19 protein-coding genes are annotated in these 18,911 nt (G+C 29.2%); 2 read left to right on the top strand and 17 right to left on the bottom strand.

The features are described from left to right. Positions 1 to 5 precede the first annotated feature (5 nt). The 5 genes from OW730_RS05255 to OW730_RS05235 all read right to left on the bottom strand — a co-directional run bounded on the left by OW730_RS05255 (position 6) and on the right by OW730_RS05235 (position 8,835). On the bottom strand, positions 6 to 953 hold the full coding sequence (locus OW730_RS05255) for a helix-turn-helix transcriptional regulator (protein ID WP_271228017.1): 948 nt from the start codon (positions 951 to 953) through the stop codon (positions 6 to 8). A gap of 254 nt (positions 954 to 1,207) precedes the next feature. Further along, a complete protein-coding gene (locus OW730_RS05250; protein ID WP_271228016.1) occupies positions 1,208 to 1,912 on the bottom strand; it encodes a hypothetical protein in 705 nt (234 codons plus the stop codon). A gap of 44 nt (positions 1,913 to 1,956) precedes the next feature. Further along, positions 1,957 to 5,130: an AAA family ATPase gene (locus tag OW730_RS05245; RefSeq protein ID WP_271228015.1), complete on the bottom strand. Its 3,174-nt coding sequence runs from the start codon at positions 5,128 to 5,130 to the stop codon at positions 1,957 to 1,959. Next, entirely contained in the window at positions 5,130 to 6,299 is a 1,170-nt protein-coding gene (locus tag OW730_RS05240; protein ID WP_271228014.1) for an exonuclease SbcCD subunit D, read from the bottom strand. Before OW730_RS05240 ends, OW730_RS05245 begins: the two co-directional genes overlap by 1 nt. 331 nt (positions 6,300 to 6,630) lie before the next feature. Further along, entirely contained in the window at positions 6,631 to 8,835 is a 2,205-nt protein-coding gene (locus OW730_RS05235) for a S41 family peptidase (protein ID WP_271228013.1), read from the bottom strand. A gap of 138 nt (positions 8,836 to 8,973) precedes the next feature. On the opposite strand from OW730_RS05235, the gene OW730_RS05230 reads away from it, so the two are divergent. Further along, positions 8,974 to 9,186, top strand: a complete 213-nt coding sequence (locus tag OW730_RS05230) for a hypothetical protein (protein ID WP_271228012.1) — start codon at positions 8,974 to 8,976, stop codon at positions 9,184 to 9,186. Positions 9,187 to 9,375: 189 nt separating this feature from the next. Next, positions 9,376 to 10,764: an alanine/glycine:cation symporter family protein gene (locus OW730_RS05225; protein ID WP_271228011.1), complete on the top strand. Its 1,389-nt coding sequence runs from the start codon at positions 9,376 to 9,378 to the stop codon at positions 10,762 to 10,764. A 52-nt stretch (positions 10,765 to 10,816) separates the two neighbouring features. On the opposite strand, the gene OW730_RS05220 is transcribed toward OW730_RS05225, so the two are convergent. The 12 genes from OW730_RS05220 to OW730_RS05165 all read right to left on the bottom strand — a co-directional run bounded on the left by OW730_RS05220 (position 10,817) and on the right by OW730_RS05165 (position 18,511). Then, positions 10,817 to 11,752, bottom strand: a complete 936-nt coding sequence (locus OW730_RS05220; protein WP_271228010.1) for a hypothetical protein — start codon at positions 11,750 to 11,752, stop codon at positions 10,817 to 10,819. Positions 11,753 to 11,906: 154 nt separating this feature from the next. Continuing rightward, positions 11,907 to 12,113, bottom strand: coding sequence for a hypothetical protein (locus tag OW730_RS05215; protein WP_271228009.1), 207 nt, complete (start codon positions 12,111 to 12,113; stop codon positions 11,907 to 11,909). 189 nt (positions 12,114 to 12,302) lie between these two features. Further along, positions 12,303 to 13,478 (bottom strand): alanyl-tRNA editing protein, encoded by a 1,176-nt coding sequence (locus OW730_RS05210; RefSeq protein ID WP_271228008.1) that lies wholly within the window; start codon positions 13,476 to 13,478, stop codon positions 12,303 to 12,305. 95 nt (positions 13,479 to 13,573) lie between these two features. Next, positions 13,574 to 13,888, bottom strand: coding sequence for a TlpA family protein disulfide reductase (locus OW730_RS05205; RefSeq protein WP_271228007.1), 315 nt, complete (start codon positions 13,886 to 13,888; stop codon positions 13,574 to 13,576). Between the two features lie 18 nt (positions 13,889 to 13,906). Then, positions 13,907 to 14,122 (bottom strand): hypothetical protein, encoded by a 216-nt coding sequence (locus OW730_RS05200; protein ID WP_271228006.1) that lies wholly within the window; start codon positions 14,120 to 14,122, stop codon positions 13,907 to 13,909. A 620-nt stretch (positions 14,123 to 14,742) separates the two neighbouring features. Further along, positions 14,743 to 15,099: a hypothetical protein gene (locus OW730_RS05195; RefSeq protein ID WP_271228005.1), complete on the bottom strand. Its 357-nt coding sequence runs from the start codon at positions 15,097 to 15,099 to the stop codon at positions 14,743 to 14,745. Then, positions 15,080 to 15,736 (bottom strand): polymorphic toxin-type HINT domain-containing protein, encoded by a 657-nt coding sequence (locus OW730_RS05190; RefSeq protein ID WP_271228004.1) that lies wholly within the window; start codon positions 15,734 to 15,736, stop codon positions 15,080 to 15,082. Before OW730_RS05190 ends, OW730_RS05195 begins: the two co-directional genes overlap by 20 nt. Before the next feature lie 467 nt (positions 15,737 to 16,203). Beyond that, positions 16,204 to 16,359: a hypothetical protein gene (locus tag OW730_RS05185; protein WP_271228003.1), complete on the bottom strand. Its 156-nt coding sequence runs from the start codon at positions 16,357 to 16,359 to the stop codon at positions 16,204 to 16,206. Between the two features lie 19 nt (positions 16,360 to 16,378). Then, complete coding sequence (locus OW730_RS05180) at positions 16,379 to 16,546, bottom strand: hypothetical protein (RefSeq protein WP_271228002.1); 168 nt, start codon at positions 16,544 to 16,546, stop codon at positions 16,379 to 16,381. After that, positions 16,527 to 16,658, bottom strand: coding sequence for a hypothetical protein (locus tag OW730_RS05175; RefSeq protein ID WP_271228001.1), 132 nt, complete (start codon positions 16,656 to 16,658; stop codon positions 16,527 to 16,529). The genes OW730_RS05180 and OW730_RS05175 overlap by 20 nt, the downstream gene beginning before the upstream one ends. Positions 16,659 to 17,057: 399 nt before the next feature. Next, positions 17,058 to 17,609 (bottom strand): DUF5104 domain-containing protein, encoded by a 552-nt coding sequence (locus tag OW730_RS05170; protein WP_271228000.1) that lies wholly within the window; start codon positions 17,607 to 17,609, stop codon positions 17,058 to 17,060. Positions 17,610 to 17,764: 155 nt separating this feature from the next. After that, entirely contained in the window at positions 17,765 to 18,511 is a 747-nt protein-coding gene (locus OW730_RS05165; RefSeq protein WP_442945430.1) for an RHS repeat-associated core domain-containing protein, read from the bottom strand. Between the last annotated feature and the right edge of the window lie 400 nt (positions 18,512 to 18,911).

Here is an 18,911-nt window from a genome sequence, read left to right as displayed (position 1 = left end):
ACATTTTATTCATTATTTAATCTATTATAAAGTTCGCATACTTTTTCTGCTCTATCAATTATAATATCCTTCAAAAATTCAGGAGAAATAACTTCTACATCCTCTCCAAATCCCAATATAAAGCCAATCGTCCATTCATCAATAGCAAAATCTAGTTTAGTATAAACATAACCATCGTCCTTAAATTCCATAGCCTCAATATCCATATAATTGCATAACTTATCTATTGCTCGATTATTAAATTTTAGTAATATCTCATTATCTTTATTCATGTTATTTGAGTATGAAAATTCAGAATCAAATTCATAAGTTTCAGTATTAAATCTTTCAAAAAATTCATCTATTTTTCTAAGATTTTTAATTTTACTTAATTTAAATAATCTATAATCATTTCTCATCCTGCAAAATCCATATATATACCACGAGGTACTCTTGAACAGTAAATGTATAGGCTCTACCTCTCTCTCAGTATAAGTGCCTTTACCATTAAAATACATAAATTTAATTACATTCTTGTCATTTACAGCTTTTCTAATTATATTAACTTTTTTCTCAGTATAACAACTTTTCCCCCATGCTGAGAAATCAAGCAAAACATTATTTTTACTCTGAATAGTATTCTCCATTGTATCTTCAATATGTTCAAGTTTATTAATAATACTTCTTAGTTCTTGAGATATGTATGCTTTTTCAATTCCCCTCAAAGCCATTAGCAGTGTACTAACTTCTTGTTTTGAAAGAAAATTCTTATCAATTTTAAAGCTGCTCATTATTCCAAATCCGCCTTCTCTTCCTTGATAAGAAATTATAGGTATTCCTGCTTCATTTATTGTATCAATATCTCTCAGTATTGTTCGAGTCGATACTTCTAGTTGTTCAGCTAACTCCTTGGCAGTTACTTTTTCTCGTGTTAGTAACTTTATAATAATAGAAATATGTCTATGTTTTTTCATAAATACTCCTTCTATTAGTTGATTTATTATAATATCCCTTATTTAATTTTATAATACCAATCAACCATTTTACAACAAAACTTTTTATTTTATCCAAAATCGTAAATATATTTAATAAATATTTCTACACATACAGAAACCGCATTTTATTATTCTGTTATAATAAAAATAACAAAGTTAGTGACAAGTTATATTGCCACTAACTTTGTTTTAGTATAAACTTCAATATTTCATAACAAAATGCAACCAGGTCCCTACTCTTCTTCCTCTTCTTGTATAACTTCATTATACTCTTCCCCATACTCTCTAGAAATCAGGGTAATTCTATAGTATGAAGCAAACATTGAGTATAGCATTACCATTACTGAAATGCTAAATAATACATATACTCCTGCAACAAAATTACTGATTATGCTTAAAGCAGATGCTGGAATAATTAAAATAAATAACTCACCAAAATATTCTTTAGTAACATTCTTACAAGCATCCATTCCTTCTGAAACCCCACAATCTCTATAAACTATAGCTTCAGTAAGTGCAGAGTATTTTACAGCTAAATATATAATAAATAAAAATCCAGCAATTGCTCCTAGTATCCCTATTAAAGGTACCGCAATAAATATAACCATCAAAATAATAACTCCAGCCATCATAAGTCCAACTAATAATGTCCCCCCTAAGACACTCCAGTAGTATGATATCCCTTCTGATAATTCCTCTCTAAATTTTTTTCTTTTACCAGTTAATATATTCTTGTTAATTGTAGCCAAATATCCCGCTAAGAGAGGTGTAATAAAGAAGATAATAATACTTCCTAAAAAAGTTAAACCTGAAGTTGATCTTATGCTTTTTCCTCCAATTATATCCGATGTCCTATCAATAAAGATTGTGTATTGGCATATTAAAACAATTATCTCAAGTACTAAATACAAAGAATATCTTCTAAAATTCCGAAACATTTTTCTTATCATTTCACCCATTATAGCTTCACCCTTAACACTTATTAAATTTTAAACTCTGTACAACTCCCCTTATTTGTTGCCTTTACTATCAGCTGTGCATCAATTCTTTCCTTAAGCTCTGGTACGTGAGATATTATCCCTACAAGTCTTCCACTTTTCTGAAGGTCTATAAGGCAAGCTATCGCACTGTCCAAGGATTCAGGATCAAGGGTACCAAATCCTTCATCTATAAACATTGTGTCAAGCCTTACCCCTCCAGCATATGACTGTACAACATCAGACAAACCTAATGCCATTGATAAGGATGCCTTAAAACTTTCACCCCCTGAAAGTGTTTTTACATGTCTCCTCTGTCCTGTATAGTTATCATATACTTCTAGTTCAAGTCCACTCTGCTTATTTTTTCTTTGAAGTTCATCAGTTCTGTATAGTAAATATCTATTTCCTGTCATAACTTTGAATCTGGTATTAGCAGCATGTAAAATATCCTCAAGGAATGCAGCTAATACATATCTTTCAAAGGTTATTCTATAGGAATTTTCACCTCTTGATACTTTTGCAAGGTATCCTATAACATTATATTCCTTTTCCTCCCCTTTTATATCTTCTGAAATACTCTTTATTTCCTGTAATGCCTTATCATTGTTTGATAATCTAGAGTTTATTCCCCCTCTACATTTATCTATTTCCCCTCTATAATTCTCAAGTTCTAATATTTTAGATGTGATTTTTTCAATATCATCTTTTTCCATAGAATCAACATGTTTATTTAATTCTTCTAACTTAGCTTTAGTTTCCTCCATAGTCTTCTTGAATAGTTCTATACCCTTTTTCAGTTCACCAATCTCTACTTCTGATAACTTACTCTTCTCATACTCATCTTTACTTGTGAAATTTTTATTCACAGCCTCATTAAAACTATGGAATACCTCTTTCATTGTCTTTTCAAATTCTACTAAGGATTGTTTTAAAGTCTTCAACCCACCTTCTTTCGATGACAAAGAATTTTCCAAAGCTTTAATCTTATTTTCAAATTCCTTAATATTTCTTTCCCAAGAAAGAACAAACTCTTCCTTATCTTTAATTCCTCTATCTAATCTCTCTCTTGATTGATATTCTTTTGGAACAGATGCTTCTATTTCTTTAAGCATTGCCTCACTCTTAGAATACCTTTCAAATACTTTATCATGTTCTTTTGTTAATTCTTCTATCTTATCAATGGTATTTTTGTATTCTCTCTTGCTATCTTCTATTTCCTTTGAAATCACATTAATTTTTTGTTCTATTTCAGCTCTTAATTTAATCTTTTCATTCATATCTTTAAGTTCATTTTTTAATAGCTCTATTCTCTTATCTAACTCAATCTTTGATTCTTTATATTTCATATCTATGATACTATCAAGAGATGCTTTATCTGATAATCTTGATTTTAATTTATTAAAATTTCTCTCTTCCCCTTTATATCGTTCATTTAAAACAGAATACTCATTCTTTAAGGTATTATACTTTTCCTTAATAGAATTAATATTCTCATCTAGAGTCTGTATATTTTCAATACTGATCTGCTCACCACTATCCTTCATTGGATTAGGATGTTCCTTGGATCCACAAACTGGACATGGCTCACCATCATGTAATTCTCTAGCTAAAATACTCCCTTGAGATTTTATAAAGTCATCAAATAACGCTTTCTTTTTTAATTCTAATTCACCAATCCATTTCTCAACGCTCTCTAGCTCCCCTGAATACTGCTTTTTCTCTTTATATAATTGAAGAAGTGAACCATATACATCATCATATTCTTTTGATGCTATTGCAATCTCATCAAATACACTCTTCTTATTAGTATAGTTACCCTTTATCTCACTTAAACTCACTAACTCTTTAGAAAGTTGCTCTCTTAATTTTTCTTTTTCTTCTGAGTCACTTAAAAGCTTTTCTCTTTTCTCTACCTCTCTACTTTTGAGCTTTTTTAAATCATCAAGTCTAGATTTATTAACATTAACTTCTTTCTTTAATTCTTCAATCTTAGTTACCTTTTCAACATATTTCTTTAATAAGATAACTTCTTCTTTTTTTCTTTCTATCTCTTCTACATGCTCTTGTGTGTTTAATTGAGTATATTCTTTCTTCTCTTTTAATATTTTCTCATTTAATTCTTGTAATTCCCTCTCCTCAAACTGAATTTTCTTCTTAGTATTATTAATTTCTTCTTCTCTTTTAAGAACATTCATCTCGAGAGGAATTATTTTTTCACATAGTAATGCTTTACTCAACATTTCTTCTTTTGATAAGAAAATCTCCTTCTTACCATTAAGCTCCTCTTTTTTAATTTGGAGTGCTTTAATATCATCAACAATCTTGTTCTTCTGAATGGCTTTATTTTTCAGTTCAATCTCTTGCTTGATTTCTTTGTTTATATTATCAATTTCTTGCTCTTTTTCTTTTAGATTTTGTTTATCTTGGAGGATGTATTTTTCCATTTCATCTACTATTTGCTGAATATTTCTATCCTCACTATTTAATATTTTTATGAGTTCTTGATTTTCAGTATTTTCATCAATTACTATTCTTGAGATAGCTCCATCTCTTAATGTTTTCTTATTTTTAATTCTTCCATATATCTCTTTTGCTTTATTATCTAATTTTATTTGAAGTAAACTATATATCTTTGTATCAAAGATTTTTCTAAGAACCCTTTCTCTCTCTTGACTATCAGATGTAAGAAGCTTTCTAAACTCTCCCTGTGGTATCATCATTATCTGCCTAAATTGCTCACCGCTTATGCCCATGAGTTCTTCAATCTTCTTATTAACTTTAGCTACTCCTGTTATTACTTTTTTCTCTTCACCATTAAATATTTCAAGAGTCGCTTCAGGCTTACACTCAACAACCCCTTCTCCTCTTTTCTTAGCTCTTAACTGTTTTGGTACTCTATAAACCCTATACTCTTTTCCTTTTAATTCAAACCAAAGCTCCACCTCTGTGAGTTCGCTTTCATCAGCAAACTGACTCCTTAAACTCTCAGCATTTCTTTCTGTTATACTGGTCTCACCATAAAGGGCATAAGATATTCCATCAAATATAGTGGTCTTTCCTGCACCTGTTCTGCCTGTTATGAGGAATATGCTCTTGTTTCCTAACTTTGTGAAATCTATTTCTTCCTTTCCTCCATATGGACCGAAAGCACTTATTATTAATTTTAAGGGTTTCACTACTGCTCCCTCCCTTCTCTTACAATACTACCAATTGTTTCTTTCAAAATATTCTCTTCTATCTCATCAAGGTCCTGACCAACAATATTCTCATAAAACTCTTTGAATAACTCATAAGGATTCTTCTTTACAAAATCCTCTCCAGCAGATGTCCTCTCCCCTTCATTAATTCTCTCTAGTGACTCTCTCTCTATTCTAAGAACATTAGGATATACCGCCCTAAGTTTTCCTATAGCATCAACAACTTCTCCTTTATCTGTAAGGATTGCCATTATATAATCTTCATTATTTCCATCCTTATATACATCCTTTGAAATCAATTGCTCTAATTCCCCTTTAATCTTTCTCATATCCCTCTTCACTTCTATAGGTTCTAATTGAATATCACATCCATCAGCTCCTAAATTAACAATGGTGAAGCTCTTCTTCTGATTATATTCCGAAAATGAATATTTCATTAGAGACCCTGCATATCTAACATGATTATATTTTACCTTCTGTGGTTTATGTATATGACCAAGTGCAACATAATCAAAATCCTTAAAATACTCTACTGATACAATATCACTTCCACCAATGGATAAAGGTCTCTCAGATTCACTAGTTTCAATTTCAACCCCACCACCTAGGTAAGCATGGGTAACTAATACATTTCTTTCATTTTCATTTTCATTAATATTTGCTTTTATCTTATTTAACACTTCTTTATAAGCATCATCATGAGTCTTTATATCATTATTCTTTAATTTTTCTCTAATAATAGCAGGCTCAAGATATGGAATTAAATAAAAATTCACTTTCCCATATTCATCTTCAAATACTATTGGCTCAAGCTTCTCCTTTAACTCTCCACATATATATAAACCCTTCTTCTCTAATATCTTGCTCCCAAATGCCAATCTATCTGGACTATCATGGTTCCCTGCAATAGCCATAACCTTTATGCCTAAATCAATTAATACTTTACTCAAAAATTCATCTAATAATTCTACCGCTTCAACTGGAGGAATAGATCTATCATAAACATCTCCAGCAATAATTAATACATCTGGATTTTCTTCCTTTAAAAACTCAATAAATTTATCCAAAACATATCTTTGTTCCTCTGTCATATGAATACCATGAACTAACTTTCCTATATGCCAATCTCCTGTGTGTACTATTTTCATCTAATCACCTCGAAATCACGAACATTTGTTAAATATTTGCTTTACCATAAATTATAGCATAAAAAAAGCACGCTTATAAAAAGAAATGGAGAATTGATAATGTAGAATGGAGAATGATGGTTGTTTCTGCTTACGCAGAAACTACATTTTGATTTTTCTTTATAACAAAAGGGCTTTACTCATTTTATCCTAAGATAAAATATTGTATTTATAATACAACGTTTCATTAATATGAAACAAGTAAACACCCATTGTCTCTCAAAAACAGTACGATAAAAATTTCTCGAAGAGAAATATCCATCATTATACATTATCAATTCTCAATTTTCTTTTAATCATGTTTCCATTTAACATTAAATACGTCTAAATAATCTTCTAGTTTGTTTCCTTTCACATAAACGTCTGGAGAAATCTTGTTTTCCATTATGTTCTTCTCTTTAACATTCCAGTAAAGTGAAACTACATAAATACAAAACCCCATATCCTTATTATCATAAACATCCTGTCCCACACCTTTTCCAAATGTCTCTCTTCCTATTATCTCTACATTATTTAAATATGATCTTAATGATAGTGCTAATAGTTCAGCTGAACTAGCCGTATACTCATCTACTAGAATCTTAATTTCATTAAAGTTCACAGCATCATTATCACAATAATATGAATCTGTACTTCCATCTCTATATATTAGATTACTAGCAACATCTCCTGTAAGGAATTGGTTTATAATATTATTAGCCGCTCTTATTAATCCTCCACCATTATGTCTTAAGTCAATTATCAATGTTTTTTCTTCTTTGTTCTCAATCATATCTAAACCTTCAATAAACAAATTATCGCTGTTCATATCAAATCCATATACTCTTACATAAACATTATTCTGATCTAATTCTTTAAACCATACTGATTTATATTCTTCTTCTTCCAATGCTCTATAATCTTCTCCATATATCATATAAGTAAATATATCATTCTCCTCTTTTACCTCTTGAAGAAAACTACTTATTATATTAATACCGCCTCTTTTATCCTTGTATTTCTCTGCTATTTCAGCTATTTTAGTATCATTTATATATAAATAATTGTCATTGAAAAACTCAATCACCTGATTCATAACTGAATTTTCTCTTCTGTTTATTATTTCTAATATGTTATATGCTTCCTCATCCTCATAATCTTTTTCTATTAACATATTTGCATATTTTTTTGCCTCAGCATAATCTTGATTATACATATATTCATTTATAAGTTTTTTAAGGGCATATGTGCCGTTGGTTTCACTGTTTGTAAGTTCTTTAAATATTCTTATTGCATTATCCCTCTCATTCAATTGAGAATATGCTAATCCTCTATAGAACTTAAAATCCTCATCTTCCTTTAACTGCTCGTCCAGATTATCGTAAGCTTCTAATAACCTTCGATATCTCATGGAATAGTATAAATTAGAAATCAAACCTTCTACTGCTCTATAATTTAAAGAATCTTCTTTCATAGCCTTATCATATTCTTCAGAAGCTTTTAAATACCTTCCCATATATTCATATAAAGCCCCATAACATTTATATAAAGCAGAATCTTTATCAAATACACTCTCGTATTTAATCAAATATTCCTTCGAAAGATCATATTCTCCAAGTTCCATCTCACAGTAAGCCATCCATAGATAAATATTTTTATCTTCCTCTTTAAAATCATTATATACTTCTCCAAATAGTTTCTTTGCTATTCTATATTTTTCTATATTATAATATTTAATCCCAAGCTCATACACCGCATCAGGGTTATCCTTATATATTTCATAATACTCTTTATAAAAATTTAATAATTCATCTAAACTATTTTTAGCAAAATATAATTCATCAATAGAAAGGTTATATAAATAATCCTCACTATGATTTTTTTTAATTATTTCTGCATACTCCTTAGCTTCTGAATAGTTTTCAAGTGCAACTGAAATTTGAAATAACTTATGGATATACTTTAAATGATTAGGTAATAATTTATCAGCCTTCTCAATAGCCGTTTTTGACTCTTCATATTCTCCTTTTTCATATAAAATTAATCCCTTACAATAATATGCATATGTCATCTCAGAATCAAGTTCAATGGCTTTATTTACACATTCAAGAGCCTCTTCATTTCTCCCTAAACTGTACAAAGCATTCCCTTTATTTGTGTATACCACACTTGTTTTCTTTCCTAAGCTTAAAGCTTTATTAGCATTATCTAGAGCCATTTCAATCTCACCTATGTTATAGTAAGATACTGATAATTTATTATATATTGATGCGATTTCTTCATTATACTCTTTAGCTTCAGTTAATTTTACTATTGCTTCTTCATATTTCCCCTGATTATTTAAGGTTTCCGCATCCTCTAATAATTCTATTAATTTCAGTCTATCTTGGGAACTCATTTTATTTATACTATTTTTAATCTTATAACACCCTGTTAAACTTACAAAAAACATTATAATAACTATTAAAGCAACAAAATATTTTGAAGTCATAAAACTAATCTTATGTGATTTGCTCATTGTCATCCCTCCCACCTTGAAATTTTATCACATTATTGTATTATATTGCACAAAATAACATTAAATTCTTAAAAACTTAAAAATAATTCTCATAGATAATGTAGAAACTAAATGTATTAATTATGTGAGGTGATTGTTTTGAGCAAAAAAACTTATGAGATTACTATAAATGAAGGAAGTGCACCAAATAAAAAAATTGTATTTGATTGTGACTATGATTGTACTGAAGAAATGAATAACAGTCAGGTGATTACATCCGCTGTTGCCAATAGTGTTATTCAAACTAAAGATGTTCGTTGGATTCAAGATATAAAAGATGTAACTAATACATCTGATAATCTTACTGACTAGAAGGGAGAAGCTACCAAGCTTCTCTCACACCATGTAAACATACAAAAAATCAGATATAAACCCAATATACAACAAAATTTAATTTCCATTTTTTGAACTTTGTTAAAATTTTATTAATTTTGTCAGAATATTCGAAATATATTATAATTAAAATATGAAAAAAATATTTTATGAAGGAGGATATTTTTTATGGGGAATTTTGTTGATTTAATTAGTAAAATCGCAGATATGGTTTGGGGTGCTCCACTATTATTAATGCTATTATTTACTCATATTTTTCTAACTGTTAGATTAAAATTTATTCAAAGACATATCGGTAGAGCTATCAAACTGTCAGTAACCAAAGATGAACTTGCTCAAGGTGATGTAAGTCAATTTAGTGCTTTAGCAACTTCACTTGCAGCAACTATAGGTACTGGTAATATAGTTGGTGTTGCAACTGCTGTTGCCATTGGTGGTCCTGGTGCAGTATTTTGGGCTTGGCTTACTGGTGTTTTTGGTATCGCAACAAAATATGGAGAAGCACTTCTTTCAGTAAAATACAGAATTAAAACGTCAGATGGTACTATGGCTGGGGGGCCTATGTATGTTCTTGAACATGGTTTAAGAGAGAAATACGGACTTAAAGTAACTGGAAAAGTTTTAGGTGTACTATTTGCTGTATTCACAGCTCTTGCAGCCTTAGGTATAGGTTGTATGGCTCAAGCAAATTCTGCTACAGGGATGATAAATGATGTTTTTGGAATTGAAAAATGGATTATTGGTTTAGCACTTGCAGCATTAGTTGCTGTTGTTATTATAGGTGGAATAAAAAATATTGCAAAAGTATGTGATAAATTAGTTCCTTTCATGGCAGTTTTCTATATCATAGGTTGTATAATTATTCTTTCTATGAGTTATAAAACAATTCCCGATACAGTTGTACTTATCGTAAAGTCAGCATTCACTGGTCAAGCTGCAACAGGTGGTTTTGCTGGTGCAACTGTTATGATAGCTGCTAGATATGGTGTTGCAAGAGGATTATTCTCAAATGAATCCGGTCTAGGTAGTGCACCAATTGTTTCTGCTGCTGCTCAAACGAGAAATCCTGTTAGACAGGCATTAGTTGCTTCTACAGGTACATTTTGGGATACAGTAATCGTTTGTGCTGTTACTGGTATTGTTTTAGTTAATACAGGAGTATGGAACCAAGGCTTATCAGGTGGAGAACTTACAAATGCTGCTTTTGGTACATTTGGTACTATAGGTAAAGTTGTACTTACAGTTGCATTAATAACTTTCGTTTTCTCAACAATTCTAGGTTGGTCATATTATGCTGACAAAGCTATTGAATACTTAGCAGGTAAAAAAGTTGCATTCATGTATAAAATTTGTTTTATAGTTTTCGTATTCTTTGGCTCTATATGGTCTTTAGAGGTTGTTTGGATGTTATCAGACATAGCAAACGGACTTATGGCATTACCAAACTTAATCTCATTATTATTAATGAGCGGAGTTATTGTTTCAGAAACAAGAAAATATCTTTGGGAAGATAATCTTGATGCAATAAGCGAAGGATATATAGAGGTTGATAAATAAAATGAACAGCAACCTAACGGTTGCTGTTTTTATAGTTAAATTTACAATATATTTAATCATTCATTATCCTATCATTTATTATGAAATCAATTTTTAAAATGTCATCATTATTAACAACATAAACTTTTATATTTTTAAATTCTTTCTCAAAAGTCGTGTTATATCCATTTTTGAAAATATATTCATCAATTAAATCAAATAATTGTTCAGATATTTCTTCATCATATTTTTCATAATAATTATCACTCTTCGAAATATATCTCATGCATTTTTCAAGTTTTTCCATATAGTGCTTTTTCTCAGTTTTAAATCTCCATGGTGATTTGGTTTTATTTAGTGTTAATACTATTTCAGTTTTTAATAGATCATTCGTTACTATCTCAAAAGAACAAAATCTTTCTCTCTTAGATAGAACTATTTCCGTTTTTATATCATCTCTTGTTACTTCAAGTTGATTGTTATAACAATTCTCCTGCAAGAATAAATCCATAATTTTATAAACTAATTCATTTTTATCTAATCTTAAGTTACTTTCAACTTCATTCCCATCAATAATTAGGTTACCATTTTCCATAGATATATTACCTTTTAAAGTTCCTTGCTTAAAACACTCATCAAATAATTCAGAGTCGAACAAGCTTTTTGTAGTGAAATTCATTATGATTTCTTCCTTCAGATTTTCCTTTTGATTTATATTTTTTCCAATGAATAGCTGATATTTTTTCCCATACTCATAACCGTCCACAGGATATACATTTACGTAGTTTCCTTGAACTTTAGTACTTGATATCAACACCCCACCTTTGTCGTCCATAATCCTTATTCCACTGCTATTAAAATCTGCTTCATTAATCTCCTTATTGAATTCTATAGTCCATATTTTATGTATTCCTACTTCTTTTCCAAACTCAATTTCTTCCCCCTTTATTATCTCTCCCTTTCCAATAAACAAAAACATAATAGAAATTACTATAAATATCTTTTTCATAATTTTCTCCTAAAAATCAAATTAATATTTTTTACCCATATTCTATATTTTATTATTAAAGTCAATTACTTACAATATTTTCTTTATATTTATTAAAAAAACATCATATGACCTGAAGCTCTGGCTTTCAAAGTCACATGTTGTTTTTTATAATTTATCTTAACTTTTCTTGTAGGTGTGCCATTTCTTGTTTTTCTGTTTTTCCTTTAATCCTAACACTATTCTTGATTCTAGCTGCTTGTGGTCCTACATGTTCTTGATGAGTAGCATTATCTAAGGGTTGAATAGGTTGCCAATCTTTTCTAGGTGGGTTTGCTTCATCCTTTTTAACAATAGAAGCTTTAGATCCTTTTTGTACCATACTAAATATTCCTCCTCTTTTATTATAATAGAATGAAATTTTGTAACCATATTACATATGAAATCTCTTTAAACCATAGATGTTTCATATGAATCTGATAACAAAATTATTATCATTCTATATAGTTGATATATTTAGTATTGTCCTTTATATTGTAAAAATTCTAGGTAAATTTCTACTATTAAAATATTACATACCACCTTTTACCATTTCACATAAAAAGGAGTAAAATTCTTTTAAGTCATTTAAAGTATCAAAGGCTCCTTGAGCCATACTATCTCTTCCGCCACCTTTACCATTAAATTTTTTGATATGCTCTTTAAAAACTTTACCACAGCTTATCTGCATGTCACTATTGTTAATAAACAATAATTTTTTATCTATTTCTGAGGCTAGAACAAGTATGTAGTTCTTTTCACTTAAAATTTCTCCTATATCTCTAATTTCTTCAAATGATTTATTTTCATATCTTTTACATATTAAGTTATTATCAGTAGACTTTATTAACTTTGATGCTTCTTCTATGGCTAATTGATTTTTTAGCTCACTTAGCTGCTTTTTCAAATTATTAAATAGTTGTTGCTGATTATCTATAGATTTTAATAAATTATATTCATCAGTTGAAAAGTTTTTGTTTAATTCGCTTATTACATTGTGCTTTTGTTTATAATCTTTATATGCTCTATTACCGCACTTTAAATATAATCTGCTCATACCTTTATATTTTTCTACTTTAAGTATTTTTACTATACCTATTTCTCCTGTTCTTGATAGATGAGTTCCACAACAAGGACAACAATCTATATTATCAACTTCAACAATTCTTATATCTCCATCTACTTTAAACTTCTTTCTTGCATTAACTTTTTCTAAACCTTCATTATCTACAATATAAGTTTTAAAAGGTACATTTTTATAGATTGCATTATTCACTTCTTCTTCTAAAGAATCTATCATATCATCTGTAAAAGGATAAATATCAATATCCATGGTTATATAATCTTCACCTAAATGGAATCCTTTATTATTTCCTTTAAATAATTTATATATAATCCCTGACACAATATGTTCCCCAGAGTGCTGCTGCATGAAATCAAATCTTCTTTCAAAATCAACGGTACATAATGCCTTTCCACATTCCAGTTCACCATCAACTTCATGATAAATTATATTTTCTTTTTCAAAAACATACTTAACTCTAACGCCATTTATATAACCAGTATCAGAAGGTTGCCCACCCCCTTCTGGATAAAATGGAGTTTTATTTAAAACTACTAATACCTTGTTTTCTTCCTTTAACACCTGAACTATTTCCACTTCACATTCCTTTATGTAAGAATCTTTATAATAAAGTTTTTCTGTCATAGTATACACTCCTATTCACTAACATATTGTTCTATTTTACTTTACTAACTTCGCTAACTATTATGTATACCTATATTATACCGTCTGCAAACTAATTATAAAGACATATTATTAAACACCTTGTAAACCTTTTCTAAAAAGTATTCTTTTTCAGTACTAGCACCAATCTTTACATCAACAATATTTCCATTGTTATCTACAAACACAGTAGTTGGAAACAAATGAATATAATCAGTAAATTCTTCTTTTAGCTCCTTACTTGGGATAATATTTGTAAAGGTTACTTTATTGCCGCTTAAAATCTTGTTTAGGTTGCCATTATTACCTTTTTCTGAAGCATTTGTAACGATTCCTATTAGATTAATTCCTTTTTCATTTAATTCTTTATAACTTGATTCAAGAATCTCCAATTCTTCAACACAAGGTTTTCAAGTGGTAGTCCAAATTTTGATTAATGTAAGCTTGTAATCCTTAATAATTTCATCTGTTATCTCATTATTGTTCATATCTTTACACTTAAATTCTGGAAATGTTTTTACTTCTGAAAAAAATACTTCTTGACTCTTTTTATCAGGAGAAATAACAAAAATAGCGCCAAGTAAAATAATTAAAATTAAAAATCCGAAAAAATATTTTTTCTTCATTGTTTTCCTCACTTTCATATATAATTTGTTTTAACTTTATTATTATATCACATTTTTACTTTATAGTATTTTTATGTAAATATACAATGTTAGTTGTTTCGTAGTAACAAATTATTTATATAAAGTAATGAAACATAATAAATATTTCATGAATTATGGAATATAAAATATCAGGTTCTTACTATGCTTATTTCTGCTTGAGGAAAATTTTCCATGCTTCGCTTAATTGAGAATGATTGTGATTTCTCTCCGAGAAATTTTACATCTTATTAAACCTATTCCATCCTACATAAATTTCATATCTCCTTTATATACTCTGAAGTCCTTGCCTTTCGGCTAGAAAAGTTTCTTGTGTTCTCTATTATCCGCTACTTTCGTTATAAGTTTTACTGACTACTATTCCTAAAAAGCTTTGCTTTTATACCTTTAAGAAAAAGACCAATACAGAAGTTTTTCCTGTATTAGTCTTAATCTCAGTTTAAAATATTATCTATCGATTATAGTAGTAATTCATAAAAATAAAATTTTTCTACTCTTAGTTTTCTATATTTCAATTTTTATACTAAACTCAAATATAATATTATCTTGAATTCTAACAAATTTATTGTATGCTATATTAATTATAATAAATTCATTAAATCTTTTATAAATTTATTAGCAATTGCTATACCTCCAAGAGTAATTGCAATAACACAAAAAATAATCCCTATAATCATTAATATTATATTCGATTGAATCACAAACTTCTTTTCATATATTAATTTTCCTAAGAATGGTATTCTTAAAAAAAACATATCTGAAATAATTCCCCATATCCCCGTAACAAATACAAATATCCCCAATGAAAAATATAACTCTTTGTCTGGTAATTTCATTATATGATTAGCAAACTTAAAAGCAAATATTAACCATAAAGGAAAATGAATTATTGGATTTTTATACCATTTTGCTTTTTCATTATTTTTTGTAATACTCATCTACATCCTCCTTATCTATAATAATAACCCATGGTTCACTAGTAAGTAGCTTATCAAGTCCATCATAAGTTCCTTTATATGGTATGAAATTTATAAAAAAGCCACCTACTTTTTGCCCCATTCTTTTTAATTCTTTTAGAACCTTTGAGTCAATAGAACAATTTTCAGCAAGATTTTTTATACCCTTACACTTATTATGCACCAACACAAACTCTTCACTTACATAATAAGTATGGAAGTCCTTAACCTCAAAATTATAAACATTTATTGGTTCATCAAATTGTTTTATTTCTATACTTTCAAGATATATTTCATTTTCTTCTGCATCTTCTAATATATCTTCTTCTGTTAACTCTTTTGCACCTACCCAACCTCTATTCTTTGTCCAGAATGGATGCTCACTTGTTGTCCTTATTGTTTTTCCGTTTATTTTTATTACTACAAGTTCAGATACTTTGTTTCTAAAGAGTCTTACTACTTCTTTGTAGGCTTTTTCTCCTGTGAATTCATTCTTTGAGAATACTTTATCTCCTACTTTTATATCTTTTATTTGTTTTGTTCCTTCTTCAGTTAGAATCTCTGTCTCTTCTGTGAAACAAATATTAACCCATTTTTGAATAAATGTAAAAATAATCATCCCTGAAATCCTAGGAAATGATTGAAATTCATATCCTTGCTAACATCCACCGAGGTTTTTAGTGAAAAAGGCACGATTGAACTTGCTACTAACTACTCCCCCTATGAATCTGCGCTTATAAACTTTAACCCTTAAAACAAACCAACCCAAGGATTTTACTTCCCGGATTGGTATTAAACTTTAACTCAATTTTATTATTTTATTCTATTGGATAGTTTACTGTTACTCTAGTCTAAAAATATTATATTTTTAATACAATTAAAACCACTAGTATAATATTTGTAATAAGTAAAAATATTATTATTTGTCTAGTTGTAAATCCAGACATTGATAATCTAAACCATCCGCCTGTATTAAGTATCAGAAGAGCAATAAAAATCAACAACACCAATTTAAAATCCACTCCTTTATATCAGCGAAGAGAAAGTAAATTCATATTCAAACTAATTTTATTTTATTTTATTTTATTAATCTAATAAATTTTCTAATTCCTTCTTAATTTGTTCACACTTTTCAATCCCATCCTTAGAAATACCATAGCTATTCATATGACTATATAGTTCATACCATTTTCTTTCAAAAGTATAATTTATATCTCCACTTTGAATTAATTCAAGTGTCATTTTTCTAGCATAATAATATTTAATTATTACCCCCCTCTTTAGATTCTGCACTTAGTGAATGTCCAAATACATAATCAATCACATATTCTAATTCATATTCACTATAGCCTATATCATCAATAACACTCTTGGCAGTTAATAAATATCCCAAAACAGAAAGTCCTTTACTAACTTCCTTCTTTGTCAAAATACTCTCCACCATATCTGAATGGGTTTGTATCAGCTTTATCCATATCACAGGCTAAATCAAACACATAATCATAAAAATCGTTGTACCCTGAATATTTAAAACTCTGCAATGATAAATTCTGTCTAGCATGATAAACTCCATTTTCATCCCTATTAAATCCAGCTAACTTAAAAAACCAAGGTAACTTTCCATCTTTTGTTTTCTTTTGAAACCATTTATACGGTTTATATTTTTTATTGCTCTATCACTTTGTTCACAACCCCCTAGGGTCCTAACATATTACTTTATTTCATTAAACCTTTCCCTTTATAACATAAAATATCCCAGATTTGATGTTATTCTTGGTTGGCATATGCTTTTTTCATTGTTATTTATGATAAATTACCACCATTATTTCTTATAGTGGTAATTTTATCATTACTTATCTTTCCTTAATTGCTTATGCTTGATTATCTTGTTTTCTCCTCCAAGATACTAGGAAATCACTGTAAGTCAATTCATTCTAAAATTAAGGGTTTATTGCAGGTGTTGTGCCAGTTTTTTCGTTATCCTTAGGTTTATAAATTCCAGCTATGTTCATATCTTGCCAGTAGGTAAATTGTGTATCTCTATCTTCTGCTTTAATTACACGTAATGTATATAATCCAGCATTGTTAGAATTTATGGTGTCTTCGGTAAAATCAATTACGAAAAACATGTATTTTTCCTTATTTGTACTTACTGTATACCAATACCTAAGCATTACAGACTTTTTACCTTTTTCTATTGATTCATCAGAAGACCACTTATCTCTTTTCCAAGATTCTACATCACCTTGAAAAAAATCAAATAAATAATCAACTCCGTAATCAAAATCATCGATTTCCACCAATGCTTGTTTGGAAAATAATGCTTTGATTGCTCCTTCATCTTTAGCTTTAATTGCTTCAAGTATTTGTTCTATTCTCGCATCTGCTTTTTTATCTTCACTACTAACAAGCCTTCTTCCACTACCAAAAGAACATGATGAAAATACAAAAGCACTTGAAAGAAATAATAAAAATATAATTTTCTTAATCACTTATACCACCTCTTTTATTTAAAAGTGAATGTCGCTGAATATGTTTTTTTATTAAATTTCCATCTTTTATCATCGTTCCATGTATCATAAAAATTATTATACATATCTTTATTGTTAGAAAAGTCAACAGTATAAATAGCTGTCAAGTTCCTTGCCTAAACATCCTTAAATTTCGGATTAAAACCTGTTATCCACCATTGATTCTCTTTAGGATTGTAATCAATTATAGTATTCTCATTATTGTCCTTTAGTGTCAATGACATGGGTAAAGCTAAGCTTTGATCCACAAGCCAGTGAGGTGTTAAAAAACCCATTATTTCTAGTCTTCTGTATATTCCTAACTCAGCACCTGCTCCTAAATTTATATAATCACCTTTCCATGCCCAAAAAATTAAATCCTGTCCTTTATATTCAAACTGAAATTTAGCTTTATCCATACTTGAGCCTAAATCAAATGCTAAGTCGTACGAATCATTATAACCAAAATATTGCTGCCAACAATCAAAGCTTGCGTGGTAAACGCCATCATTATCTACATCCATCTGCAAGAAAAATCCTCCTATATCAGCAGTGTCAACGGAGAAATTCTTGTAATCTGTTTTCTCTCTAACAAAAGAAGACAATGATTCAAGCTTATCATTTACAAACTTATCTGACCTGTGTAAAAGTTCAGATAGCGATGGAAAGTTTCCAGACGGATCAACATATATTATTGGGTTGTTATGACAATAAGTATACAAATTCAAGCTCAATGGATCTGCATCTTTTCCCCAATAACTATCCTCTGTTGTAAACCTTCCTATCTTTGGATCATAATATCTTGCTCTCAGGTAGTATAATCCGGTTTCACTATCAAAATACTCTCCACCATACCTAAATGGGTTTGTATCATTTGAATCAATACTTAATTCGTTTCCAAATGCATCGTACTTATAGTTCTTTATAACATTACCATTTTCATCTGTTAGCTGTATTACATCACCATGCCCGTTGTATAAATAGAATATTTTCTTATTATCTTTTTCTACGGCAATTAGGTTAATTCCTCTGATGTATTCTGATATTATGTTGTTTGATGAATCTGTTTCTGCAACAATACTTTGTCCATCCCAAATTTGGTTTGTTGTTTTTCCATTAATTGTTTTAGTTATTCTTAAACCATCACTTCCACGCTTCGCTTAATTGAGAATTGAGAATTGAGAATGATTGTGATTTCTCTCCGAGAAATTTTACATGTTATTAAACCTATTCCATCCTACATAAATTTCATATCTCCTTTATATACTCTGAAGTCCTTGCCTT

Source organism: Oceanirhabdus sp. W0125-5, assembly GCF_027938815.1.
In the GTDB taxonomy this organism is placed as follows: Bacteria; Bacillota; Clostridia; order Clostridiales; family Clostridiaceae; genus Oceanirhabdus.
The sequence above is the reverse complement of the archived record's forward strand: the minus strand, read 5'-3'. Positions and strand labels throughout refer to the sequence as shown.